The sequence below is a fragment of the Bacteroidia bacterium genome (assembly GCA_040880525.1).
Lineage (GTDB): Bacteria > Bacteroidota > Bacteroidia > CAILMK01 > JBBDIG01 > JBBDIG01.
In genome coordinates, this window is sequence record JBBDIG010000038.1 from 1 (window position 1) to 26,230 (window position 26,230).

Consider the following 26,230-nt stretch of genomic DNA (forward strand, 5'->3'; position numbering starts at 1 on the left):
GGTAAATCTCGAAGTGGCCGGTGGCGGGCCATTGCTCGTAATCCTGCCACTGGAGGAGGTTCTGGCCGTCTGCGGCAGTGACTTCGGGCATGATGATGCAGCCGGGGTTGGAAAGCGGGCTGTTGTTGCCGCAAGAGTCCTGGGCGGTGACGAGGAAGCACCAGCGCTGGTTGGTGCCTGGCAGTGGAATGATTAAGCTGAATTCATCGGCAGGAAGCGTGGCTGTCAGCGTGGGATCAGTGATTCCCATCGGTTTTTGCCAGATTTGGTATTGCGCCACATCCGTTGCGGGTGACGGTTGCCATAGAAGCTCCACCGTTTCGTTGGGCTGATCAACAGAAGCCGAAACCAGCGCGGGCGCTGCGGGAGAGCGGCTATCGAGCGCACGTTCGGTGGCGTCATTCGATGATGAAACCAGCGCTACCGTTGAATCCGCCACGGCCTCGATGCGGTAGGTGTGCAGCGAGGTGCAGGTGAGGCCGCTGTCGGTGTAGGTTTGCGCGGTGGTGGAATCGAAAAGTGCTCCATCGCGGAAGATGCGGTAAACGGCCACCGGCCAGCCCTGGTAGGCATTCCAGGCCAGTTCGATGCGCTCGTTGGCGGGTGTGGCCGTGAGCAAAATGGTGCGGTGAATTTGCGAAAATGCACTGGCATTGCCGCAACTGTCAAGCGTTTGCAGCCGGTATTCGTAGCTGGAATCTGTGGTCATTGCCGTCAAATCAGCATAATTCAAATTTGTAATTCCCGAAGCAATGATTTGCCACGAACCTGCGCCTTTTCGCCAAACAATATAAGAAGCGGCATCTGCCGAAACCGAGGCGTTAAACTCAATTAAAACTTCGCCCGTGGGTTCTACTGTAACCCTTGCCAATCCTGGCGCTTCAGGCAAATTGTCTTCATAGGCACGGACAGTATCTTCATTTGAATAACTGATTAATGCTGTGTCATTATTTAATGTTAAAATGCGATAAAAATAAAGTGTATCGCAAATTATATTGCTGTCAATAAATGTACTTTCATTTGAATTTAGTAATTGTAAAACATCCCAGTTTCCGGTGGTTTTTCTTTGCAATTCATAGTTCCAATTTTCAAAACCTGAATAATGGTTCCAGGCAATGTTATTTGCAGCATTCTGTGCGGTGGCCTGTAGTCGCACCACCGTGTGCGTGTCAGAGGGCGAGCTTTCATTTCCGCAACTGTCCATTGTTGTAATATAATAGCTGTAATTATTTTGTGAAGGAGCAAGTCCTGTTTTATTAAAATTTAAAACCGGATCAATATTATTAAACAATGAATCTGTTTTTAAAAAACCGGTTCCGTTTACGTTTTGATATAAATAATAACCCTTTCTATTGTTTTCTAAAACGGGGATAAATTGCACATCAACGGCATCCGGGCCGCTGACGGAGGCCACCTGCAACTGCGGGGCTGCGGGCGGAATGGTATCGAAGGCGGTGCCCCAAACCGAATCGGACGCGGTAATTAAATTATAGTTGTAATTGTGCCCGAAAAGCTGCCAGGCATAGTCATGGCCGCAGCGCAAAGTGGAATCAATAAACGAAGAATCGGTGGGGCCAAATACCGCCAAAGTCTGGTAAGGTTGCCCGTCAATGCTGCGCCTCAGCTCGTATTGCTGTATCGGAAAGCCTTCATAATAAGACCAATAAATCTCCGCATTTAAATTTCGGTTATTAAACTCTAAATTAATGGGGCGGTGCGTTTCGCGGTTTTCGCCCTCGGCCACGCACACGTTGTACACCACTATTTTATAATAATGGCGTGTGGAGCGCGTGTCAATTCCCTGGTGCAAATAATTAGTTTGGTTCAGGTCCGTAACATCGTCCAGCAGCGTGAAAGGCCCGGCAGCACTGAACGTTCCGTGATAAAGGAAATATCCGCGCACAAAAGTATCGGCCACATTTGCCCGCTCCCATTCCACCAAAATATCGCCCGAAATGTCATCCGTCCGCTCCACCGTGGCGCGCACCATCGTGGCCGTATCCGGCTCCGGATATACCCAGGGCGCAATGCAAACCGTATCTGAAAATGCCGAAAACCCGCTTTGCGTGTCCAGCGCTTCTATCCTAAAACAATAATTTGTATTAATTAAAACATTGCTATCAGTATAATTATTAAAATTTGAATTAATGGTTTCGATTGGAGAAAAACCGCCCGTGTCCATTTTCCAAATTCTGTATGCATCCACGCCCTGCGGCAGGTCTGCGTAGGCATTCCAGCTAACGTTTATCAGCGGCACACAGGCTCCGGTGGTGGCTTCCGCGTTCATTGTCCGGTCCGTATCCGAGGGCGCTGACTGCATCACGCTGCTGCACGTGTCCGTTTGGATTATGTAATAACTATACGTTTGAATTTTAGGATTAACATTATTATCCACATAAAAAGAATCGGTTGTGGAATTTAATAACACAAACCCGCTGCCGTCATCTTTCCATATTTCAAAACTATGTGGGTTTTTGGTTTTAGAAGCAAACCAGTTTAATTCAATTGTTTGGTTTAATAATACCGAAGCAGATTTTAAAACGGGCGCTACAGGCGGAATGGTGTCTAAGGGGGTGAGCGTAATGGTGTTAGAAAACGAGGTGTCGCTGCCCGAAATCGCGAATACACGGTAATCGCTGCTCACTTCGCAGGTAATTGGGGTGTCGGTAAAAAAGGTGTCAACGGGCGTGGCGAGGCTTGTCCAGCCGGTGCCATCTGACTTTTGGAGAACGTAACCGGAAATTGGCAGCCCGCGGTAAGGATGCCAGTTGAGATAATTGGCTGATTGCCCGCCCTCACCGGTTAAAATAATAATGCAAAAAGTATCGGACGAGGTTTCATTGAGGCAGGAATCGAGGGAAAAAACCGCGTAACAAAGCGGTCCGTTAAAGCTGCTTAAAGTATCATAAAAAACAAAGGAACCGCCAGGCGCGGTAAACGGAATTTGCCCGGCAGAAACCGTGGTATCATGCTGCATTCGCCTGATGTCATAAGCATAAATATCCAGCGAATCGGCCCCGGAAAAGTCCAGCTTTACAACATTGCTATCAATGAGCGTGGCAAACCCAAGCAGAGGCGCATCGGCCGGAATCGTATCAAGCGCCTGGTTGGTAGCGGTGTTGGAATAAGAAAAATAAACCGAATCGCTTTCTGCCTTTATTCGATAAGTGACTGCATAATTGCAGGGCGCAGGCATTTTTGTCCATGTCGTATCGGTGCCCGGAACGGTATCAATATTTATCCAATTGTTTCCCCGCAATTCCTGTATGATATAATGCGTGGTGCTGCGGCCTTGGTAGGGTGTCCAAGTTAGGTCGTGGATAAGCTGGCCTATGTTGAAGGTGAGGCTAACCGGGGAATAAACAGTGGCAGAATCTGATACTTCGCCACAGGCTAAGAGGCGCTCTAAATAATAGAAATGTTTTTTATTAGCTGTATTGATATTTTCATGAAGAAACGTGGACTGCGTAAATGGAATGCTGTCAGCCAGTACTAAAAAACTAGTGCTATCGTGGTGGCGGTAATAAAGCCGGTAGTGCGAAACAAAGTTATTTTCCAATGAATCGGGAGGCCAGGTGAGCAGAACCTTGCCCTCCGAAGAAGATGTGGAATCTACGGTTGTATGGAAACTTTGGGGGGAATTATAAAACTCATCCGGGGTAATTTTAATATTCACCGTATCAAAAGCAGCACAGCCACTTGAGTCCGTAATCCGTACCCAATAATTGCCTTCTTCATGCACCCAGGTTTGCTGTACCGTATCGAAGTTGGACCAGTAATAAACGCTGTGGCCTGTATCTGCTTTCAGTTGCACACTATCGCCCCGGCAAAAAATGGTGGTGGTATCTGCATCAATTTCTGTCGGGAAAAAACATTCTGTGAACTTTACCAGGAAAGCATCAGTAGTTCCTCCCTGCATCACCGTTTGAAAAGCACCTGATGTAACCGGGAAATCATCCCGTGTACTCCCAGTAAGATATAGGCTTTTCATAAGAGGATTGTAATCAATCCCATACCCATAAGTGCCGTAATAGGCACCAGAATAATAACTTGCATAATGCCGGTTGCCGCTATAATCCAGTTCAAGAATAAATGCTGAACTGGATGCAGATAAATTAGTTTGGAACGAATGCTTAGTGACCGGAAATGTGAGTGTGTTAACTACCCCGGTAGCCACCACCTTTCCTCCTTTGGCCTTTAGATCCCAAAATAGGCCCAACCCAAAATAACTACCCCATAAAAAGGTATGAGAAGTTGAAAATTTAATAACATATAGATTAGAATTATTATTTCCAGGGGTACGCAATAACCCATTTTGAGAAACCGGGAAAGAATCATTACGGTAACTGCCAGCATGAAAATATTCCCCATTCTCGTTGACGGAAATATGCGGTAACAAACTGGTTGAATAATTTCCTAAAAACGAGCCATAGCGTTGGGCACCCGAGCTATCCAAAATAATTACAAAAGCATTTTGTGTTCCCATTAAGGATGGTTGGTATGCATTTGTTGTAACAGGAAAACTACTCCTATTCTGAGTTGAACCTGTTATATAAATATCATCTTCCATTCCTACGTCTAAATCATTGGCAAGCCCTCCACCTAAATAAGTAGACCATAACCGACTACCATTATTACTGAACTTGAATGCAATGCCATCACCAGTCCCAGTTATGCTGTCCCTAAAAGCCCCAGTAGATATTGGAAAATTAGGACTGGTTGTTTGACCTGTAACATATACATCGCCCGAATTCCCTACGACTAAACTATAAAGGTGATCATATCCGCTACCTCCCAGGTAGGTAGCCCATAAACGGGTGCCATTGGCTGTAAATTTCAGCAATACCCCGCTCCTCAGACCTGGATTTGATCCTTGAAAAGCGTTTAAAGTAGGGAAGCCATTCCCTGCATAGCCACAGATATATAATTCAGAAGAATTATAAATATCAATATCTAAAAATTGTGTATTATCGGTTGCCCCATAATATGTAGACCATAATAAACTGCCTGAGCTGTCAAACCTGGTAATGAATCCATCCCTATCAGGACCAAATATTTTTGAGGTCTGAAATGCACCAGTTGTTGAAGGAAAATCAATACTTTGTGTGGATCCAGTAACAAATGCATTGCCCATGGAATCGGATACCACCCCTGCCCCATTCTCCGAGCTCGACCCGCCTATAAAAGTAGCCCATATCCTTACAAATGGGTCAATGGTCAATGGTGAATCGGGATCAAAATCCCCGACCTTGAATATCAGGACCTCCCCAGCCAATTTAAACAGGCATTCCACCTGATTTTTACCTTGATAGGCCACAGGAGAGTGCTCAACGATGCTTCCGAGCGTGGTCAAGGCATTCAACCTCCCAGCATCATCAATAAAAATATTTTCTGCACCGGTATATTTCATCCTGATCTTTCTGATGTCACCACCGGGATGAACGATAAAATCATATTTCAATCCCTGGGCACCGTCTTCTTCTGAAAAATAAAACACCAGGTCAACGTGTGGATATAGGCCCTTATAAATAATCTTTTTAAAGGAAGGTACCTGCTCGATGCCATCCGGGCAGTGGGGATAATAATAATTGAAATATGGCCCAGCCAAATCTTCGCCATACACAACCGATCCGGGATTTGCACCCAAAAAGTCCACATCTACCCGGTGGAGTTGCATTTTCACTTTTGGGTTGTCATCCTCGTCTTTGTAAATGTTATCCCGGTTTGCTTCCTGTGAAGCCATTTCCTCGTAATGCGAGAGCACGTAGCTGATGCCTGTTTTGCGCAGGTATATGGTTTGGTCATTCAGGTTGGCCTGGAACAGGATGTCAGGGGTGGGCCTGCCATCAGTGTCGGTAAGCTGTCCTTGGTTTTGGATAAAGCCAAGGGAGGAGGTTCCTTGAAAACCTTGTGCCGCTGCACCCAAAGAACCCGCTAAGACCAGCGAAAGCGAAAAGAAACACAGAAGTTTGAAAAAAAATGGCATGAGCAGCAATTGAGTAAAAGAAACAAGTTCGTCTAATCTAACTACATCAAATTTCTCAAAAAGATTTCATTCTGAGAAACTTTCATTTTTTCCGCACTCCCCATACCCTTTGTTGAAGCCTGGCAATGGAAGAAAATCCAATTCCGAAAGACGGGGGTAAAAGTGCGGTTTCCGAAACGGCTACTTTCCAGTTGGCGCGATTTATTTTGCCAGGCGGAAGCCTTGCGTTACAATAAACCGTTGAAACGGTTGTGGACGGGCATTTTTTTATACCCCCGGTTGAAACCGGGGGGCTATTGATCAAAATATTGTAAGCGCTATTATACGCCCACGGCTTCCTCGTCCTTATATTCCAGCGTCAGCTTTTGCTGAAGGTCAGCCGGTACCGGGCTGTATTCCGCAAATTTACGGGAATGGCTGGCGCGGCCCTGCGAGAGCGAGCGCAGAGAGGTAGAGTATTTATACAATTCAGCAAGCGGAACTTTTGCTTTAATTTTTTGATAACTTCCTTCTGAATCTATGCCCATGATGATGGCCCTGCGACCTTGCAAGTCTGTCATGATCTCACCGGTTACATCTTCCGGAGCCAATACCTCTACATCGTAAACAGGCTCCAGCAGCTTGGGGTCAGCCTGGTGAAATGCTGCCCTGAACGCCTGCATCCCGGCAATTTTAAATGCCATATCATTAGAATCCACTGCGTGCATTTTTCCGTCATATACGCCCACTACAATATCGCGCACATAAGAGCCGGTGAGCGGACCTTGCTGCATTTTTTCCATGATGCCTTTTACGATAGAAGGCAGGAAACGATTGTCAATTACCCCACCTACAATGCAGTTGTAAAATACCAGCTTTCCGCCCCAGGGTAATTCATGCTCTTCCCTGCCCCTGATGGGATGGCCTGCCGGATCTTCCATGCCTTCTTCATAAGGCATTATAAACATATTGACCTCAGCAAACTGGCCCGCACCTCCGCTTTGCTTTTTGTGGCGATAATGCGATTCCGTCCGTTTCTGGATCGTTTCGCGGTAGGGGATTCTGGGGCGTATAAATTCGATCTCAATTTTATGCTCATTTTCCAGCCGCCAGCGCGTTATGGCCAGGTGGAGTTCTCCCTGGGCATTCAGAATGGTTTGTCTCAGTTCGCTTGAATAATCCACGATAAGTGTCGGATCCTCTATCTGAATGTTGTGCAGGGCCTCAGCCATTTTTTCCTCCATGTTCTTGTCTTTCGCTTCAATTGCGGTTCGCATCCGTGGCGTAGGAAACTGTATTGGTTTCAACTGTATGTCCTTTCCTTTTTGGGTTAGCGTATCATTAGTCCGTGCTTCTTTTAACTTTACGGTAGCACCAATATCGCCCGCCATCAGCTTGTCTACCGGGTTACGGTTTTTGCCATCCATCACGAACAGTTGGTTGATCTTTTCTGAATTTGACGTACGAGGATTCACAAATTCATCTCCTGGCTTTACGTCTCCGCACACCACCTTAAAATAGCTGACGGTTCCGCTGTGGCTTTCAATAGCTGTTTTAAAAATAAAGAGCGTACCGGGGCCACTTGTGCCGCATTCAATTTCCTGGTCGTCTACGGTTTTTGGAGCGGGCATTTCTGCTGCATTGGGAGCCACATTATCAATAAATCCCATCATCCGGCCGCTGCCCATGTTGTTTTTTGCGCTCATGCAAAATACCGGGAAAACCTGCCGGTTGATGATTCCGGCTTTGAGCCCAGCCCGCATTTCGTCCTCATTCAACTCGCCTTTCTCGAAATACAGTTCCAGCAGTTTGTCATCATTCTCAGCGGCTGCTTCTACCAGGGTGTTGTGCAGTTCGTTTGCCTTTTCCCGCTCCTCTTCCGGAATGTCCAGTTTTTCAGGCTTTCCGCCATCCTGCCTGAACTTATACATGGTCATTTTCAGCAGGTCAATGATGGAATCAAAGCCATTACCACTATTATAAGGATACTGCATGGCCACTACTTTACTTCCGTAATGAGTTCTGGCCTGCTCCAGCGTAGTCTCAAAATCAGCCTTTTCATGATCCATCTGGTTTATGGCAAAAATTATGGGAAGGTTATATCGTTCAGCATGGTGCCAGAGGATGTCTGTTCCAACCTCCACACCCTGTGCTGCATTCAGTACCATTACTCCCGTATCTGCTACCCGCAGGCCGGATACTATATCTCCTATGAAATCGTCAAATCCCGGTGTATCAATGATGTTGATCTTCTGTCCGCGCCATTCCGTATGCAGCACTGAAGAAAATATGGAATTCTTCCTCTCCTTTTCAATTTCATGATAATCTGAAAGCGTGTTGCCATCTTCGATTGTGCCCCTGCGTTTGCTCACGCCACCTTCAAATAGCATGGTCTCGGCAAGCGTGCTTTTGCCTGATTTGGGCGCACCAAGCAGCACAATATTCTTGATCTCATGGGTTTGATAGACTTTCATAATTGTGTTGTTTTAATTCAAATTTTAAATGAAATTGGGGGAGACAATTTATAAAAGATTGCGACATTGACAAACTTCCGGAACCTTCTTCTGTGCATTCCCACATTTTCCATTCAGCAACTTCCGGCAGTAGTTCTAATTTTGCCGGGAGTTGAAAACCAGCTATGGTCCCAAAGTTTTTCCATGAATGACGTCAATATTCCCCACGCAGATCAGGGTTTTGCTGCATGGTCTGCACCCGGAGACGAAGGATTGCAACTTATGTCCGGGCGAGTAGAACGCATTACCATCAACACAATGGGCTTTAAAGGATTTGTTGTAGCACCTTTTGAGGCCAAAGGAAATGTCTCCCTTATTCAGCCCCATCATCATTTGTATTTAAATGCAGATGATCTTCATTCGTATTCTACCCGGTTTTCATTTTATCATAAAGAAAGTAATGGCCTTGAAGCCGGTGCAGCGCAATTTCAAGAACTCGTGGGAAAAGCCCTTTCGGATTTTCGCAATGAAGGTATAATAAAAGTAGTGCTGTCGCGAACCGAGCGGTGGCCGCTGCCTCCCGGATTTGATCCCTGGAAACTTTTTCTGCAACTAATCAAACGCCACCCTGATGCTTTTGTGGCGCTGATAAGCCTGCCGGAATACGGGACCTGGATTGGCGCCAGCCCGGAATTGTTGCTCAGGGTGGAGCAACAAGGGCTTGAAACAATGGCGATGGCCGGAACCAAACCGGTGGCTGGTGCCGATACTTTTACGGACAAGGAAAGAAAGGAACAGCAAATGGTGCTGGATTTTATACTTGAAAAAATGGAAGCGCAAAAAGTAACCGGCAAGGCCACGCTTGCCGAGATCGTGCAGGCAGGCAACATTCTTCATTTGCGCAGCCGCATTACTTCCGAAACCACAGAGAACTGGCGGCAGCTATTGGAGGCACTGCATCCTACACCGGCTATCTGTGGTACTCCTGCCTTTGAAGCAAATGAATACATCCGCCAAAATGAAGGATATGACCGGGAGCTGTATGGCGGATTCTGGGGACCCGTAACGGAGGAAAACCGGGCAATGTTTTATGTAAATCTGCGTACCATGCAGGTCTTGCAACATGAGGCATGGCTTTATGCCGGGGTAGGTATAATTGATGGTTCAGAACCGGAGAAGGAATGGGAAGAGACCGTTGCAAAAATGGAAACAATGAAAAAGGCACTTCAGCAATATGAACAATAATACGATCCGGACTTACCAATTCTGGCAGCAGGCGGTGCTGGCTTTTACTCAGCTTGGACTTAAGTATGCCGTGCTTTCGCCAGGTTCACGATGCGCACCTATTTCCCTTAGTTTTTTGCGGAACGAAAATATTCAATGCTATGTGGTGCCGGATGAGCGGTCTGCGGCCTTTATTGCGCTTGGGCTGGCGCAGCAATCGCAGTGTCCGGTAGCAATGGTTTCCACTTCCGGTACGGCAGCTTTGAATTATGCCCCTGCCATAACTGAAGCTTTTTTCCAGCGGCAACCGCTCATTTGCATTACGGCTGACCGCCCGCAGGAATGGCTGGGCCAGGCAGACAACCAGGCAATTTACCAGCAGCAGCTTTTTGCTCCGCATGTCCTGAAAAGCCTGGAAATTCCGACCGACCTCACGCATGACGATGCGGAGTGGTATGCATTACGGCTTATCTCTGAAGCATGGAACTTTGCTTCAGGAAGACCAAAAGGACCGGTACATCTGAACGTGCCAATGCGCGAACCGCTCTATCTTTCAGAGCCACTGCCGTCTCATGCCGGTTTGCCGAAAGTATTTACCGTGAATCATAATGAATCAGCGGCAACCGGGCAGGTGGAATATTTAAAGGCGGCACTGGCGGAAGCAGAAAGTGTTATGGTAGTGGCGGGGCTGTTGCCGCCTTCTAGCCAATTGACTGAGGGAGTTGAAAAACTAGCTGCGCATCACAAGGTGGTTTTTGTACCGGATGTTGCCGCCAATCTTCTGACGAAACAGGCGATGCTGCATAGCGATCTCTTTCTCAGCAGTAAGAAGCCAACGCGCGAATTTGCACCTGATCTCTTGTTGACGCTGGGCGGACCGGTGGTAAGCAAAAATCTGAAGCAATTTTTCCGGGATCACCGACCGCAACAGCACATCCATATAGATGCTGCCGGTGCAATGCCCGATACTTTTCAAAGCCTGACCAAAGTGATTTCTGCTTCGCCTGCTGCACTGTTTCGGGAATTGCAGATTCAAGATGAGAATATTTCTGCATTCAAAAACCGGTGGATTAAGGCAGAAGATGAAATAGCCGGTAGAGCCCAGGCTGCCTTAAAAGCTTCTGAATGGAATGACCTGGTGGCAGCTCATATTCTTTGTAAAAACCTGCCGGAAAATAGTTTCCTGCATCTGGGGAATAGTTTGCCGGTACGTCTGGTAAATTTAGTTGGCCTGCCTCAACTCGGACAGCGCAGGATCACTGTTTTCTCTAACAGGGGAACAAGCGGAATAGATGGATGCGTTAGTACTGCCTTAGGAAATGCCCTCAATACAGCCGCAACGGTCACGCTCCTTGTGGGTGACCTCAGTTTTTTCTATGATCGTAATGGCTTATGGCACCGCCATATTCCCGGCAACCTCCGCATCATTGTGCTGAATAATAATGGCGGAGGTATTTTTCGCAATATCTCCGGCCCGGCCATGCAGACTGAACTGGAGCCTTTTTTTGCAGCAGGGCAGGAACTGAATTGTGAACTCACGGCTAAGCAGCATAGATTGGATTATACTTCCGCAAGCGAGAGAAGTGGCTTAGTCACGGCTCTTGAGAAATTTTATTTAGAATCTGAAAAAGCAAGTTTGCTGGAAATAATGCTGCCTGACGGAGAAGGCGGAAAATTCTTACAAAAATATTTTGATAATTTAAATGTGAATAATAATAATTAAAGTAAATGAGTCAATTGTTTTTTAGAATTAAACCTGGAATTTTGAATTTTTTAATGTTTAAACATTTTCATTTTTTCAGTTCATAACATTTTATTATAACAATTAAATTAAAATATTTAAAAAATAATTTCTTACCACGGCCTGTTTTCAAATTTCCAATTGAAAATGTACCATAATAAAATGACAGGATGCGCTTCTGCTGACATATTAAAATTTATGATCATCGTTGTCAGAGGTTTACAAAGAAGGAAATTAGTCAATGCATCTGTCTATTCATTTTATATATCTTTGCGCGGCAATTTTTTCAAAACTATCAAATATTAAGAATCATGAACAAAATTTTTGTTTTCTTTATCCTTTCAGTTTGTTTAATAGCCGGATGTAAAAAAGGCAAGATTAAAAAACAAGGTTGCTCTGACGGACCGGTGCATACGACTTTTGACGGAGGCTACCTGGCCATGCCTAATATTTTTACTCCAAATGATGACGGCATCAATGACGACCTTCAGGTTTACGGCAGCGGGATCAGTTCCTTTAAGCTTACCATTTTGGATGGGAAAAAAAGTATATATGAAACCAACGACTACCATGCCTACTGGGGCGGTGCCATAGATGGCGAAAGGAACGATGGTGTATTCAATTATGAAATAGAAGTAACCACAGAGAAGGGGCAAAGCCTTTCTTTTGAAGGAAATGTCCTTAGCCTTGTGGAGGCTGGCGAGGACTACTGCATCAACAATTCCGGGAAATGTGTTTTCGGAGACCAGTATCTGGTGTTGGAAGGATTCACGTTTCCAACACAGGATCCGGTAGCTTCTAATATTAGCTGTGAATAAATTTGTATATTACTGAGAAGTTTGAAACTAAATGTATCCCTCAATCTGTTTGGCGATATGAATGAAACAGATGGCTGTTTTTCTAATAGATTCCCGACATCTGTTTGCACATGATTCTTAAACTTTTAAAGTAATTTATTCAATCCAAATTATGAAAAAACACTTACATCTGACCCTGTTTTCTGCTGCGATGTTTCTTGCCGGTTCCTTATCCGCGCAAGGCAGTTTTGTAGACCGGTTTAATGAACCGGCCTTTTATGCCTGCGATTCAATTATCTATGAGGAGTATACCGGGGGCAGCACCTGGAATCCCGCCTCTTACATCGCATTTACACCTGACGGGAGCGGCCGGTTTCAGAGCATCCGGTTCTATGATGATCATGGTGTGCTGACCACGGAATACCGGGCCAGCCGCAACAGCAATGGCCTGGTGGACGAGCTGGAATATTATGCAAGCCAGGGCGGAACTCCTTCGCTCTTCTCCAAAACAACCTATACTTACTCAAATGGAAAGCTGGAGACAGAAGTGTTGAAAACCAAGGATTTCTTCAGCGGCCAGTTCGTAAACAGTACAAGGGCCACATACTCGTATGATGGAAGTGGAAATATGACTGAAATCGTCTATGAATTCTATCTTAATAATGCCTGGGAGCTAAGCTACCGCGACAAGTTTACGTATGATGGAAATGGAGTGTTGGTTTCAAGCCTGCAGGAAAACTACTTCGGGACAAGCTGGGAGGCAGCGATGCGCTCCACCTATACGCATGACGGACAGGGCCGGATGCTCACAAAAACGGACGAATCATGGAACACGGTTTCAAGTACGTGGAGCAACTACAGGCGTACCACAAATTCTTATGGGACAGGCTACAGGACAAACATAGCAGCAGAATGGCAAAATGGAAACTGGAAAAATTCCAGGAAGGATTCTGTTTTCCTTGACAGCCAGATGAAGGAGCAATCTAGTAAAACCTATGAATGGAATGCCGGGAGCTGGCATATCCGGTTCCGGTCTTATTGCCACAACGCTGTGCCACCCATGCCTCCCGCTTCGCCCACCAACCTACAGGTTGTGGTAGCCGGGAGTGACGCTGCGGATCTTACCTGGACCGATAATGCATCAAATGAGTACGGAACAGTAATTTACCGAACCTTTGATACACTGGGTTTCTGGGACGTTGTAGATACGGTAGCTGCCAACGTTACTAATTACACTGAGACCGGCCTGGAGCAGGATACTACTTACTACTATGCTTTGGAAGCTTATAATGATGCAGGACTTAGCCTGCCAAGCAATATTGACAGCGTATTCATACCCCTCGGTACAGGCATCGCTCAGAGTTTTGGACCTTCTTTCAGGTTTTACCCGAATCCGGCCAATCAGCACCTTACCATTGAAGGCATTGGATCTGATTCCCGAACCATTGTTTCCGCTACAGATCTGACCGGACGAACCACAATTCTTTCATTACAGCCGGCAGGTGCTTCTGTTACAATAGACTTGGGAAGGTTAGCGCCCGGTGCCTATTTGCTGAAAATAGAATCTGATTCAGAGGTACGGCAGGAAAAATTGCTGATCAACCGGTAATTGCATTTTTCTCTTATAATAAAAGCTCCTGGCCGGTTTGGTACAGGAGCTTTTATTTTTACTAAGCGATAGTGGAAAATGAGCCGGGCAAAATATATCGGCTGCCTGAACCGGAAGGCAGGGCCATGATCCCTTACTTTTGCGGCTGAAAAAAAACCGCAAGTGAAGTTTTCTTCTATCACAGGCCAGCGCGCCACAAAGGAAAGACTGCTGCAAAGTGTGCAGCAGAACAAGGTGAGTCATGCTCAAATCCTCTTTGCTCCTGAAGGTGCCGGAGGTTTGCCATTGGCTATTGCTTATGCACAATATCTGAATTGCAGTGACAGAGCGGAAAATGATTCATGTGGCCAATGTTCTTCGTGCATTAAAATGCAGAAACTCATTCACCCTGACGTTCATTTCTCTTACCCCGTGATTCCCAGGAAGCCGGGAGACAAGCCGGTGGCGCTCGATTACATAAATGAATGGCGGAAGGAAATTCTGAACAATCCGTACCTCGGATATCTGGATTGGATGGCGGCAATTAATGCAGAAAATAAGCAGGGAAATATTACGATCAGCGAGTGTCACAATATCATCAGGAAATTTTCGCTGAAAGCATTTGAAGGCGGATACAAAATCCTGATCATGTGGTTGCCGGAATTTCTTGGGAAGGAAGGGAATGCACTGCTCAAGCTGCTGGAGGAACCACCGGAGAGGACTGTTTTTCTCCTGGTATCGCAGGATCAGGAGAAAATACTCAGCACCATTCTTTCGCGGACGCAGGCGCTTCAAATTCCACGCTTGAAAGATGAGGAAGTGCAGCAATTTCTTATCCGGGAAAAAGGAATTTCACAGGAAGAGGCAGGCCAACTATCTCATTTGGCAGAAGGCAACCTGAACCAGGCAATGTCACTAAGTTCTGCGGAGAAAGCTAATTTTTTGGATGACCTGCGCAACTGGATGCGGATCTGCTATACTCTTTCTAAAAGTGGTATTGGCCTACTGAAATGGGTGGATTCAATGGCAGGCATCGGGCGGGAAAATCAGAAAAACTTCCTGCGATATGCGACACATCTTTTCCGTGAATGTCTGCTTCAGCAGCATGGACTTGCACAACTCCAGCGGATGACATTAGAGGAACAAGACTTTATTGGCAATTTCAGTAAACAACTGGATGATGACAAGATCTCACAACTCACTTTGGAATTCGACCAGGCGCATTACCATGTTGAGCGAAACGCGAATCCTAAGATTACCTTTTTTAATCTATCTTTGACTGTGTACAGGCTGCTTCGCCAAAAGCCGGTGGCAGCCTGACTTTCAACTTTTTCAGTTCAAAAAAACATATTTTATGTTAAACGAACTTTCATATATAAGAATAACAAAATGGGATGTTCAGGATGTGCATCAGGCAAAGATGATTTGCCGACAGGGTGCAAGAACAATGGTTGGTGCAGCACAGGCGGCTGCGGAAAGCTCGATACCTACGACTGGCTTTCCAACATTACAACCTTTGATGACCAGAGAATTAATGCAGGATTTGTAGAAGTAAAATTTAAAGGAACCCGCAAAGGCTTTTTTAAAAATGTTAAACTTCTGAATATAGAAATCGGAGATGCCGTGGTGGTGGATTCTCCTTCAGGTTATGACGTGGGATATGTTTCATTAAGAGGTGAGTTAGTGCGTCTGCAAATGAAAAAATACAATGTAGACCCTGATTCTCCGCAGTTTCTCACCATCCAGCGGATAGCTACGGAGAAGGATATGGAGAAATACGAGGCCGCTAAAAAGGCAGAAACCCGCACCATGATGGAGAGCCGGAAGGTAGCGCAGGAACTGAAGCTGGTCATGAAGATCAGCGATGTGGAATACCAGGGCGACTTCAGCAAGGCTACCTTTTATTATACGGCAGATGGAAGAGTTGACTTCCGTGAACTCATAAAGGTGCTGGCCCGAAGTTTCCACGTGCGCATTGAAATGAAGCAGATAGGACTGAGGCAGGAAGCCGGAAGGCTTGGGGGCATTGGTTCTTGCGGACGCGAACTTTGCTGCTCTACCTGGCTTACAGACTTTGATTCGGTTTCAATAAGTGCTGCGCGCTACCAGAATTTATTCCTCAATCCCCTGAAACTCTCCGGCCAGTGCGGGCGGCTGAAATGCTGCCTGAACTACGAACTGGATACTTATCTTGAGGCTTTACAGGAATTCCCGGATGACAATACGGTTTTGCTCACTAAAAAAGGGAAGGCAAGAATTTTCAAATCTGATGTGCTGAAGAAGTTGATCTGGTTTCATTACATGGATGAAGATCAATTGCGAACGTTTCCTCTGACCCTTGAAACGGTGAAAAAAATAATGGAGGAAAACAGTAAAAAGCGTTTCCCGGAGGATCTGGAATCTCTTGTTTTCGAAGAAGAAAACCTCGAAGAAAAGGAATTGGAATTTAAGGATGTAGTAGGCGAAGACAGCATTAACCGCTTTGATTTACAGAAATCCAAAAAGAGATCTAATCCTAAGAAAAGCAGACGAAAAGGTAAAAAACCGCCACCGCCTAAAACGCAAAACAGGCGAAATAAATGAACCCGTTTATTCTGATATGAAAAAGAACTTCAGGTTTATATTTCTGATTATATGGATTCCATTCATTTTCCAAGCTTGTGAAAAGGAGCGGATTTATCAGCAGTATCGTGAGGTAGAGGGCAATGAATGGGCGCTGGAGGATAAAAAATCTTTTAAAATAGATGTTGAAGATACCACAGCCCGATACAACCTGCTCGTCCAGATCCGGCACAAAGGAACTTATCCATACAGCAATATATGGATCATGTTAGCGGAAAAAAATCCTGAAGGCAAAGTATTCCGGACGCGGTACGACTTGCCGTTGGCTGAGAAAAGCGGCAAGTGGAAAGGACAGGGACTCGGAGATATTATTGACCATGAATTTCTCGTCAGGCAGGAGATTAAACTGCCCAGGTCCGGCACTTATGTTTTTTCGATAAAACATGATATGCGCATGGATCCCGTCCCGGATATTCTGGATATAGGCTTTCGGCTGGATAAAATATCCGGGCGCTGACAAGAAAAATCAGCAGCCGCAGAAAGATGGGCTTATGATCACGAATATATTTATCGCTGGCCGGTATTAAACATCCTTTGCCGGAGCGCCAATACCTGAAAATTTGCATGCGATAAACTCCCGGTTCATACGTGCGATATGGGAGATGGATATTTCTTTAGGACATTCTGCTTCGCAAGCGCCAATATTGGTGCAATTCCCGAAGCCTTCTTCATCATGCTGATTCAGCATTTTTACCACCCGTGAATAACGCTCCGGATGGCCCTGTGGCAAAAGTGCGAGGTGGGAGACTTTGGCGGAGGTAAACAGCATAGCCGATCCATTAGGACAAGCCGCAACACAGGCACCGCAACCAATACATGCGGCAGCATTGAAAGCTTCGTCAGAATAGTCCTTTGGAACCGGAATAGCGTTGGCATCGGGAGCAGCCCCGGTATTTACAGATATATATCCGCCCCGCTGTTGTATTCTGTCAAAAGAAGCACGGTCTACTACAAGATCTTTGATGACCGGAAAAGCTGCTGAACGCCACGGTTCCAGCACCAAATGGTCGCCATCCCTGAACGTGCGCATGTGCAACTGGCAAACCGCTACAGCCTCTTGTGGGCCATGTGCTCTGCCATTTATCATAAATCCACAGCTTCCGCAAATTCCTTCACGGCAATCGTGTCCAAAAGCCACCGGATCATTATTTTCCTTAATAAGCTTTTCATTCAGCACGTCCAACATTTCCAGAAAAGACATGTCTTCTGAGACTTCATCAAGGGAATATTTTTCAAATTTTCCTTTCACCCTGGCGTTTCGCTGACGCCATATTTCCATAGAAATTTTCATATTCTGCTTAATTCAACTTCCATTATCAGGATGAGCCTCAGCCCATCCTTTTTTCATTCTTATTGCCGGTTGGGATTATTTGTAACTCCGTTGTGTCAGTTTCACAAATTCAAATTCGAGTTTCTCTTTTTTCAGCTTCCAGTGCCCTTCTGAATTCAGGCTTTCGAATTCCCAGGCGGCTGCATAGGTAAATTCGTCATCATTCCGTCTGGCCTCGCCTTCCTCAGTCTGATGCTCCAGCCGGAAGTGTCCGCCAGCAGATTCATCCCGGTGCAACGCATCCTTCGCCATGAGTTCAGCTAATTCCATAAAGTCAGCAACACGATTTGCTTTTTCAAGACTCTCATTAAGTTCATCACCGGTGCCGGCAACTTTCACATTCTCCCAGAACTCCTTACGCAGTTCACGGATCTTTACCAATGATACTCCCAGCCCTTCGGCTGTCCTCGCCATTCCTATATGATCCCATACAATCAGTCCAAGTTCCCTGTGAAATTCATCCACGGATTTATTTCCACGAATGCCTAATAATGTTTCATTTTTTGAAAGAACTCCGGTTATTGCGCTTTTAAAAGCTTCATGGCTGGTATCAATTTTAGAAGTCCCCTCGGTAGCCAGATAATCTCCAATGGTATAGGGGAGGATGAAATACCCATCCGCAAGGCCCTGCATCAATGCACTGGCTCCCAACCTGTTTGCGCCATGATCTGAAAAATTCGCTTCTCCGATGGCATACAACCCTGGAATATTTGTCATTAAATTATAATCAACCCAAAGCCCGCCCATTGTATAGTGAACGGCCGGATAGATTTTCATGGGCTTTTCATACGGATTGTCGCCAGTAATTTTCTCATACATTTCGAAGAGATTCCCATACCTGGCGCTGATCACATCTTTTCCCAGCCTTGCGATTGCATCCTTAAAATCCAGGAAACTAGCCTGGCCGGTTTTATTTACGCCTCTTCCGTCATCGCAGGCTTCTTTGATATTTCTTGCTGCAACATCGCGCGGAACCAGATTTCCAAATGAAGGATATTTTCTTTCGAGAAAGTAATCGCGGTCTTCTTCGGCAATGTCCTTAGCCGTTTTTTTCCCTTCTTGTATGGCCTTGGCATTTTCGCGTGATTTAGGGACCCAAACCCTTCCGTCATTCCGCAGGCTCTCGCTCATCAGCGTGAGTTTAGACTGGTAACTTCCGGAAACGGGAATGCAGGTAGGATGTATCTGTGTATAGCAGGGATTTGCGAAGAGCGCCCCGCGTTTATGCGCACGCCAGGCCGCAGTAGCATTTGAGCCTTTGGCATTTGTGGAGAGATAGAATACGTTGCCATATCCTCCTGTGGCAAGAACCACAGCATCTGCGCTGAAAGGTTTGATTTCTCCTGTTACCAGATCGCGGGCAATAATGCCTTTGGCTTTACCATCCACCAATACCAAATCCAGCATTTCATGGCGGGGATAGCTTTTCACCTTTCCGGCATCAATCTGCCGGTTAAGGGCCTGGTAGCAACCCAGCAGCAGTTGTTGCCCAGTTTGGCCGCGAGAATAAAAAGTCCGACTCACCTGCGCCCCGCCAAATGAGCGGTTATCCAGCAATCCTCCATATTCTCTTGCAAAGGGCACTCCCTGTGCCACAGCCTGGTCAATAATGTTGACGCTGAGTTCTGCGAGTCTGTACACATTAGCTTCGCGTGAACGGTAGTCGCCACCTTTAATAGTATCATAGAAAAGGCGCCAAACGCTGTCGCCATCATTCTGATAATTTTTTGCAGCATTTATACCGCCTTGTGCAGCGATGCTATGCGCTCTGCGCGGGCTGTCCTGAAAGCAGAAGGAAGTAACATTATATCCAAGTTCTGCAAGGGATGCCGCAGCAGAACCTCCGGCCAGGCCGGTTCCAACCATTATTATGTGAAACTTGCGCTTATTGGCAGGGTTCACAAGTTTCAGTTGATTCTTATGCAGGGTCCATTTCTCAGCAAGCGGCCCATCTGGTGTTTTTGATTCAAAATTCATGGTCCTATGAAGATTACCATTTTTAAGCTAAAACAAAATGTACATACAATGGCAGGAATGAAAAGCCAACGGTGAAGATTATGGCCAGTGCTAATCCGAAATCTTTGAGCCAACCGATATATTTATTATTGCTAAGCCCGATGGTCCTGAATGCACTGGAGAAGCCATGATAAATATGAAAACCCAAAAAAACCATTGAGACTACATAAAACAGCACCAGCCAAAGCTCAGAGAATGTTGCAACCTCGCGATCATAGAGCGTCATATCTCCTCCAATTAGTTTATGCTGCACAAAGAAGGTATTCACATGGAGGATGAAGAAAACCAATAGTACCAGCGCGGACAGTGGCATCCTGCGGGAAGCCCAGGCAACGGATGGCGGCTTTTTGAATTTTTTATATCCTTCGCTGCCACGTGCCTTACGGTTTTGAAAATACAGCACAATGCCATCAATTATATGTAAAAAGAAGGCGGCAAAAAGAATTACCTCAATTGCCTGTATAATTGGATTTGCGGATAAGGTGGCTGCGTAATCATTAAATAAATCACGTCCGCCAAGAATCATCATGTTGCCGAAAAGGTGGATCACCAAATACACCACCAGGAACAAGCCTGTTAGTGACATCAGGATCTTTTTACTAATGGAATAGAACAGTTTATTATTGGTTGGGGCCATCTCTGAATATCGTTATCGAAACCGGGCGCAAATTTAGAATAATAAACCTGAACGGCAGGGCCTGCCAGCGTGGAAATCTCTTCCGGTGTTTACCTGGCCAAAGGTGGAAATCATGTGCTCCCGGTTTCCGGTAAATTCGCCATCACCCGTGCCGATACTAAAATGCTCACCTCATATAAAAGGTAGAAAGGGATTGAGAGCAGCAATTGACTGGTGAGATCAGGCGGGGTAAGAATGGCTGAAATGAGAAGGATCACTATCAGGGAGTGTTTTCGGAATCCCCTCAACATGGCAGGCGTTACCAGTCCGATTTTAGTTAAAAAGTAAATAATGATGGGCAATTCAAATACAATTGCCGTAGCAAAGACAACCCCTGAAACGGTAGAGATGTAGCTTCCGAGGTTGATCTGATTGGCTACTTCCATGCTCACATTATAATTTCCCAGGAACTGGATAGATATTGGGGTGAGAATGAAATAGCCAAAAAGCACTCCGATGAAAAACAGCAAGCTAGTGTAGCCAACGATGCCGGTTGCATATTTCCTTTCTCTGGCATGCAAAGCGGGCTTTATGAAGCGCCACATTTCCCACATGATGTATGGAAAGGCGATAATAATTCCGATGGCAAAAGAAATGATAATATGAGCGGTGAACTGTCCGGCCATATTCAGGTTAAATACCTCAAAGTTGATTTCTGTTACGCAGAGTTGATCTCCGAGATGAAGCTGGTCAGAAAGCCGGCAAAGCATCCGGTAGCTCCAGAAGTCAGTGTTTTTGGGCGCAAGTATTACCCCATCAAAAAAGAAGGCTTTGTTGACAAAAGCTGCAATTGAGAAAACGACAACAGCAATGATGGAACGGATGAGGTGCCACCGGAGCGCTTCAAGGTGGTCAAGAAAAGACATTTCTGAATCTTCAGTATTCCTTTCTGTTTGTGCCATAAATTTTTGAGTGAAAATTGATAACGGCCGTTTCCGGTAAAGCGGTGCAAAATAATAGCTAACCCATGAGAAAACTTTTGACCTTCATTCTTTTCTGTATTCTTTTGCTCCCGGTGCATTTGGCAGCTCAGCAGGAACTCAAATTATTTCGTTTTTTCAGCATTGATCTGGAATGGCAAACCTGGCAACAAAAGCCGGGAGATGTAGAACTTGAGGATGCATTAGGCAGGGGCGTTTCCATCCATGTTATACAGCCGCTGGTAAGAGGTCAAAAGCGATTTTGGGTGGTTACCGGCCTTGGCATTTCCAGTACAAATATTTTTAACAACGTAATAATGAATTACAGGCTGGATTTAGATGGACAGTTACCGGTTCTGCCGGATGATGTATACAGGAAGAACAAGCTGAGCCTGAATTACCTGGAAGTCCCGCTTCATACGACTTACCGTTTTCGGAAAGATTCAGCGAGGAGCCTGTCAGTTACCCTGGGCGTAAAGGGCGGCTTCCTCATTGATTCACACACCAAGATGAAAGGCAACAACGGCATGATCTATAAAACAAAAAAGCTGGAGGCACCAAACGATTATCGTTACGGAGTTTTTGCCCGCATCGGGAACAGTCGCGTGCATTTATATGGTTATTATGCCCTCAGCACGGTATTTAAGGAAGATTATCCGGATGTAAATCTTTTTTCGGTTGGCCTCAGTTATTCGGGCTTTTGATCGGAATCCAAGTTCTGCTGAGTTTTTGTCCTACAAATTTCTCATCTTTGAGAAAATCTAAAAAGTTAAAATTATGATGAAATTTAAAGCGATTGCATTCGCAGCCATCTTTGCCTTTTCTTTTTCTGTGGCCGGTGCTACAACTTCTTTTTCAGCGAAGGAAGGCATTGCCCAGACAGAAATGACAGATGGTGGCGGTAAGAAAAAAGATAAGAAGAGCAAGAAGAAGAAGAATAAAAAAGCAGCCGCAGACAATGCCGAAAAAAGTGAGGTAAAGTCTAATTGTCCGGCAGCAAAAGCATCAGGCTGCTGTTCTAAAGGCAAAGCAAAGAGCGAAGTCAAGGTTCAGTAATCTTCGTTGCTTTTAAACAATAAAGCCCGTGTTTTCTTAATTGGAAGCATGGGCTTCTCTGTTTCCATTGATGGCTGATTTTCTCTAATCTACCTGAAATTAAATGTTTTCTCGTTGTAGCCAAATCTGAGTTTTCTGGATTAAAACCCAGAAGATCAATATCAATCAACCTATATTTAAAGATAAGAAGGAGATTGACAGAGAAAATCATTAGCCGCATTCAAAACAATTATAGATGGCATTAAAGGAAAAAATATTGGCGGCACTAGGGGAGGTGGAAGATCCTGACCTGAAGAAAGACCTGGTAACGCTGGGAATGATCAAGCACCTGGAGATCAACGGCCAAAAGATTAGTTTCACACTGGAACTCACAACTCCGGCTTGTCCTATGAAGGAAATGCTGGAGGCTGCCTGCCGTACGGCCATTAGCCAATTTGTTGATCCGTCTCTCAAAGTTGAAATTGATATCACCTCTCGCGTTACTACTCAACGAAACAATAATGAGCAGGTGCTGAAAGGAATAAAGAACATTATTGCGGTGGCTTCAGGCAAGGGGGGCGTAGGGAAAAGCACCATTGCTCTTAATTTGGCGCTTGGTCTGGCACAATCCGGAGCAAGCGTGGGGTTGCTGGATGCCGATATTCATGGACCTTCATTGCCTGTGATGCTTGGCAGGCGGACGATAAAGCCCGAAACCCGGCAGGTGGAAGGATCCGATAAATTCACCATTATTCCGATAGAGCAATTTGGGCTGAAGGCGATGAGCATGGGAATGCTGGTGCCGGAAAACCAGCCAATGATCTGGCGCGGACCGATGGTTTCTTCTGCTTTGCGCCAAATGTTCCTGGATGTGGAGTGGGGCGAAATTGATTATATGATCGTGGATCTTCCTCCCGGAACCGGTGACATTCATTTAACGCTGATGCAGCATTTTCCTGTGACGGGGGTGGTCATCGTTACCACACCACAACAGGTTTCGCTGGCGGATACGCGCAGAACTATTGAGATGTTCCGGAATCAACAAGTGCAGGCGCCTGTTTTGGGAATCGTTGAGAACATGAGCTGGTTCTCACCCCTGGATGCCCCTGAGAAACAATATTACCTGTTTGGCAAAGGAGGTGGGGAACAATTGAGTAAAGAATACAATTTGCCCTTGCTGGCGCAGGTACCCCTTTTTCAGGGTATGGCAGGCGATGCGGATGAGGGTCAACCGGCTTTGCTCAGTAAAGTCGCAACGGTTCAACGGCCATTTCTTGAAATGACGGCCAGGGTGGCCCAACAGGTTTCAACTGTTAATGCAAGGCTTTCCGGCCAGTAACCTTGAAATTCATTCTCCTTTTCTCTCTTCATTCGAATCCATGTTTTTGTACTTTTGAAAGCTTATATACGTCCTGATCATAAGCTGAAATGACAAATAAACCAGAACTTTTAGACCGTGTGAATCAAACACTGGATAAGTTGCGTCCATATCTGAACACGGATGGAGGCGATATTGAATTGATAGATATTAGTGAGGATTATATCGCCACCGTAAAACTGCTCGGCAGTTGCAGCACCTGCAACATGAGCCACATGACCATGAAGGCTGGCGTAGAAGACGGTATCCGAAAGGCTGTTCCTGAAATTCAGCGCGTTATCGCATTAGAAGAAAGCTAAGCGCTTTTGTCAAGTATTTCTGTATATGTAGTTCCGGTATAGTATTAACAGATATACTCTTTAATGCCTCCACTTAAACTATAGGTTTATCATCAGTTCGCGCCACTTCTCTGCGCAATGAAGCATTTTCGTCCGCTGAATATTTTCCATTTTACCTTTGCATTTTCTTTAATAATTCCTTTAAATAATGTACAGATCCCATAATTGCGGAGAACTGAGAGGTGTGAATGCAGGCCAGCCAGTAACACTTGCCGGTTGGGTGCAGCGCATCAGAAATTTTGGCGGAATGATCTTTATTGATCTCAGGGACAGGTATGGAATCACACAGCTTGTTTTCAGCGAAGAAATTGATCCTTCCCTAGCCTCACAAGCGGAGGAGTTAGGACGCGAGTTCGTGGTGCAGGCCAGTGGTAAAGTTGCCGAAAGAAGCAATAAGAATAAAGAAATACTAACGGGAGATATTGAGATCATCGTTGAGAAACTGAATGTGCTGAATAAGAGCAAAACGCCTCCCTTCACCATCGAGGATGAAACGGATGGAGGCGAAGAACTGCGCATGAAATATCGCTTTCTCGATCTCAGAAGAAAATCACCCATGCAAAACCTAATGCTCCGCCATCAGATGCTTCAGGAAACGAGAAGGTATCTGACTTCGGAGCAGTTCATCGAAGTGGAAACTCCATTCCTCATAAAATCCACCCCGGAAGGAGCGCGTGATTTTGTGGTTCCTTCCAGGATGCATCAGGGCAGCTTTTATGCGCTTCCGCAATCGCCTCAGACTTTCAAGCAGATCCTGATGGTGGCCGGCTTCGACCGTTATTTCCAGATCGTAAAATGCTTCCGGGATGAGGATTTGCGGGCAGACCGCCAGCCGGAGTTTACACAGATAGATTGTGAACTTTCGTTCGTTACCTTGAAAGATGTCATTGATGTGTTCTCCGGATTATCAACGCATTTGTTTCAGCAAATTGGCGGGGTGGAACTGGATAGCAGCCGCATAATGACCTATGATGATGCCATGCGGTTTTACGGTTCTGATAAACCTGACCTGCGCTTTGAGATGAAATTCCAGTACCTGACTGCACAGGTGGCCGGGACTGATTTTCCGCCCTTTGCGAGTGTAGTTGCTGAAGGGGGGGATGTGATCGGATTTGTCGTAAAAAATGGAGCCGGGTACAGCCGAAGGCAAATAGATCAGCTCACTGATTTTGTCAGGCAACCGCATCGCGGAATGAAAGGCCTGGTGTGGATAAAACTTGAAACAACAGGAGAAGTGAAGTCTCCGGTAGGGAAATTTTTTACTGATGATCAGCTCAAGCAATGGATGTCGGCTTGCGGAGCGGAGAAAGGCGACCTGCTGTTAATCGTGGCCGGAGAAACTGAAAAAGCCCAACATGCCCTGGGCGGCCTGAGGCTCGAAGTGGCGAAGCAAGAAGGGTTGTCAGACAAAAGAAAGTTTGTAGCAACCTGGATCACGGAATGGCCGCTTTTCGAGTGGGTAGAAGAGGACCAGAGATGGTATTCGCGCCATCATCCCTTTACGGCACCTAATGAAGAATTCCTGCATTTGTTAGAAACCGATCCGGGGAAGGTAAAAGCCAATGCCTATGACTTTGTGATTAATGGAGTGGAGATTGGCGGGGGCTCAGTCAGAATTCATGACAGACAAATACAGGAGTGGGTATTCAAAACATTGGGACTATCAACCGAAGAGAGCCGCGAAAAATTCGGATTTCTGCTGAGCGCCCTGGATTATGGCGCACCACCGCATGGAGGCATTGCCTACGGCTTTGACCGTTGGGTGGCAATGATGGCCGGAGCAGACAGTATTCGGGAGGTTATCGCATTTCCGAAGAATAATGCGGGCCGAGATATAATGATTGATGCACCTTCTCCCGTGGATTTTGCGCAGCTTAATGAACTGGGCCTCAAGCTATCAGAAGAAAAGAAGTAGAGTGAAGCAGGCGTGATGAGCCGGGGAAGATTGCTGCTGGTAGGGCACAAAAAAAATGACCCGGAAGGATCAACCATTCCGGGCCATTATTGATTGATAGGAATTAAACCCTAAGAAACCAAAAGCTTTTTATTAACCCCCCTATCAATCAAACTAAAAACCCTCTAAAACTATGAAACCATTTCTCTTAGTTGCTTCAAATATAAAGTGAGACTTTGATACAAAAAAGAAT

Annotated in this window: 18 protein-coding genes; 12 read left to right on the forward strand and 6 right to left on the reverse strand. The window is 45.7% G+C overall.

Translation table 11 applies throughout. The features are described 5' to 3' along the window. Both WD077_10970 and WD077_10975 read right to left on the reverse strand, forming a co-directional pair. Positions 1-5,986 (reverse strand): SBBP repeat-containing protein (locus tag WD077_10970; GenBank protein ID MEX0967750.1); only part of this gene is annotated, 5,986 nt, incomplete at its 3' end. Between the two features lie 320 nt (positions 5,987-6,306). Beyond that, on the reverse strand, positions 6,307-8,439 hold the full coding sequence (locus WD077_10975; GenBank protein ID MEX0967751.1) for an elongation factor G: 2,133 nt from the start codon (positions 8,437-8,439) through the stop codon (positions 6,307-6,309). A gap of 66 nt (positions 8,440-8,505) precedes the next feature. Here WD077_10975 and WD077_10980 point away from each other — a divergent pair, with 66 nt between their 5' ends. From WD077_10980 to WD077_11010, 7 genes are all read left to right on the forward strand, one after another. Next, complete coding sequence (locus WD077_10980) at positions 8,506-9,663, forward strand: chorismate-binding protein (GenBank protein MEX0967752.1); 1,158 nt, start codon at positions 8,506-8,508, stop codon at positions 9,661-9,663. After that, positions 9,653-11,365 carry a 2-succinyl-5-enolpyruvyl-6-hydroxy-3-cyclohexene-1-carboxylic-acid synthase gene (gene menD / locus WD077_10985; GenBank protein ID MEX0967753.1) on the forward strand — a complete coding sequence of 571 codons (1,713 nt, stop codon included), beginning with the start codon at positions 9,653-9,655 and terminating at the stop codon, positions 11,363-11,365. The genes WD077_10980 and menD overlap by 11 nt, the downstream gene beginning before the upstream one ends. Before the next feature lie 329 nt (positions 11,366-11,694). Further along, on the forward strand, positions 11,695-12,201 hold the full coding sequence (locus tag WD077_10990) for a gliding motility-associated C-terminal domain-containing protein (GenBank protein ID MEX0967754.1): 507 nt from the start codon (positions 11,695-11,697) through the stop codon (positions 12,199-12,201). A 151-nt stretch (positions 12,202-12,352) separates the two neighbouring features. Next, on the forward strand, positions 12,353-13,789 hold the full coding sequence (locus tag WD077_10995) for a T9SS type A sorting domain-containing protein (protein MEX0967755.1): 1,437 nt from the start codon (positions 12,353-12,355) through the stop codon (positions 13,787-13,789). 162 nt (positions 13,790-13,951) lie between these two features. Further along, a complete protein-coding gene (locus WD077_11000; protein MEX0967756.1) occupies positions 13,952-15,088 on the forward strand; it encodes a hypothetical protein in 1,137 nt (378 codons plus the stop codon). 69 nt (positions 15,089-15,157) lie between these two features. Beyond that, positions 15,158-16,351, forward strand: a complete 1,194-nt coding sequence (gene ricT / locus WD077_11005) for a regulatory iron-sulfur-containing complex subunit RicT (protein MEX0967757.1) — start codon at positions 15,158-15,160, stop codon at positions 16,349-16,351. A 16-nt stretch (positions 16,352-16,367) separates the two neighbouring features. Further along, positions 16,368-16,847, forward strand: a complete 480-nt coding sequence (locus WD077_11010) for a gliding motility lipoprotein GldH (protein ID MEX0967758.1) — start codon at positions 16,368-16,370, stop codon at positions 16,845-16,847. A 66-nt stretch (positions 16,848-16,913) separates the two neighbouring features. On the opposite strand, the gene WD077_11015 is transcribed toward WD077_11010, so the two are convergent. The 4 genes from WD077_11015 to tatC all read right to left on the reverse strand — a co-directional run bounded on the left by WD077_11015 (position 16,914) and on the right by tatC (position 21,314). Continuing rightward, a complete protein-coding gene (locus WD077_11015; protein ID MEX0967759.1) occupies positions 16,914-17,681 on the reverse strand; it encodes a succinate dehydrogenase/fumarate reductase iron-sulfur subunit in 768 nt (255 codons plus the stop codon). Between the two features lie 75 nt (positions 17,682-17,756). Beyond that, on the reverse strand, positions 17,757-19,697 hold the full coding sequence (locus tag WD077_11020) for a fumarate reductase/succinate dehydrogenase flavoprotein subunit (protein ID MEX0967760.1): 1,941 nt from the start codon (positions 19,695-19,697) through the stop codon (positions 17,757-17,759). A gap of 22 nt (positions 19,698-19,719) precedes the next feature. Further along, entirely contained in the window at positions 19,720-20,373 is a 654-nt protein-coding gene (locus WD077_11025; protein MEX0967761.1) for a succinate dehydrogenase cytochrome b subunit, read from the reverse strand. 110 nt (positions 20,374-20,483) lie between these two features. After that, a complete protein-coding gene (gene tatC / locus WD077_11030; protein ID MEX0967762.1) occupies positions 20,484-21,314 on the reverse strand; it encodes a twin-arginine translocase subunit TatC in 831 nt (276 codons plus the stop codon). 65 nt (positions 21,315-21,379) lie between these two features. On the opposite strand from tatC, the gene WD077_11035 reads away from it, so the two are divergent. From WD077_11035 to aspS, 5 genes are all read left to right on the forward strand, one after another. After that, positions 21,380-22,036, forward strand: a complete 657-nt coding sequence (locus WD077_11035; GenBank protein ID MEX0967763.1) for an outer membrane beta-barrel protein — start codon at positions 21,380-21,382, stop codon at positions 22,034-22,036. Between the two features lie 73 nt (positions 22,037-22,109). Continuing rightward, the gene (locus WD077_11040; protein ID MEX0967764.1) at positions 22,110-22,388 is read left to right on the forward strand and encodes a hypothetical protein; all 279 of its coding nucleotides are present in this window, start codon (positions 22,110-22,112) and stop codon (positions 22,386-22,388) included. Positions 22,389-22,623: 235 nt separating this feature from the next. Then, the gene (locus tag WD077_11045) at positions 22,624-23,706 is read left to right on the forward strand and encodes an Mrp/NBP35 family ATP-binding protein (protein ID MEX0967765.1); all 1,083 of its coding nucleotides are present in this window, start codon (positions 22,624-22,626) and stop codon (positions 23,704-23,706) included. An 89-nt stretch (positions 23,707-23,795) separates the two neighbouring features. Next, a complete protein-coding gene (locus tag WD077_11050) occupies positions 23,796-24,044 on the forward strand; it encodes a NifU family protein (GenBank protein MEX0967766.1) in 249 nt (82 codons plus the stop codon). A 187-nt stretch (positions 24,045-24,231) separates the two neighbouring features. Then, positions 24,232-25,998: an aspartate--tRNA ligase gene (gene aspS, locus WD077_11055; protein MEX0967767.1), complete on the forward strand. Its 1,767-nt coding sequence runs from the start codon at positions 24,232-24,234 to the stop codon at positions 25,996-25,998. Positions 25,999-26,230: the final 232 nt, after the last annotated feature.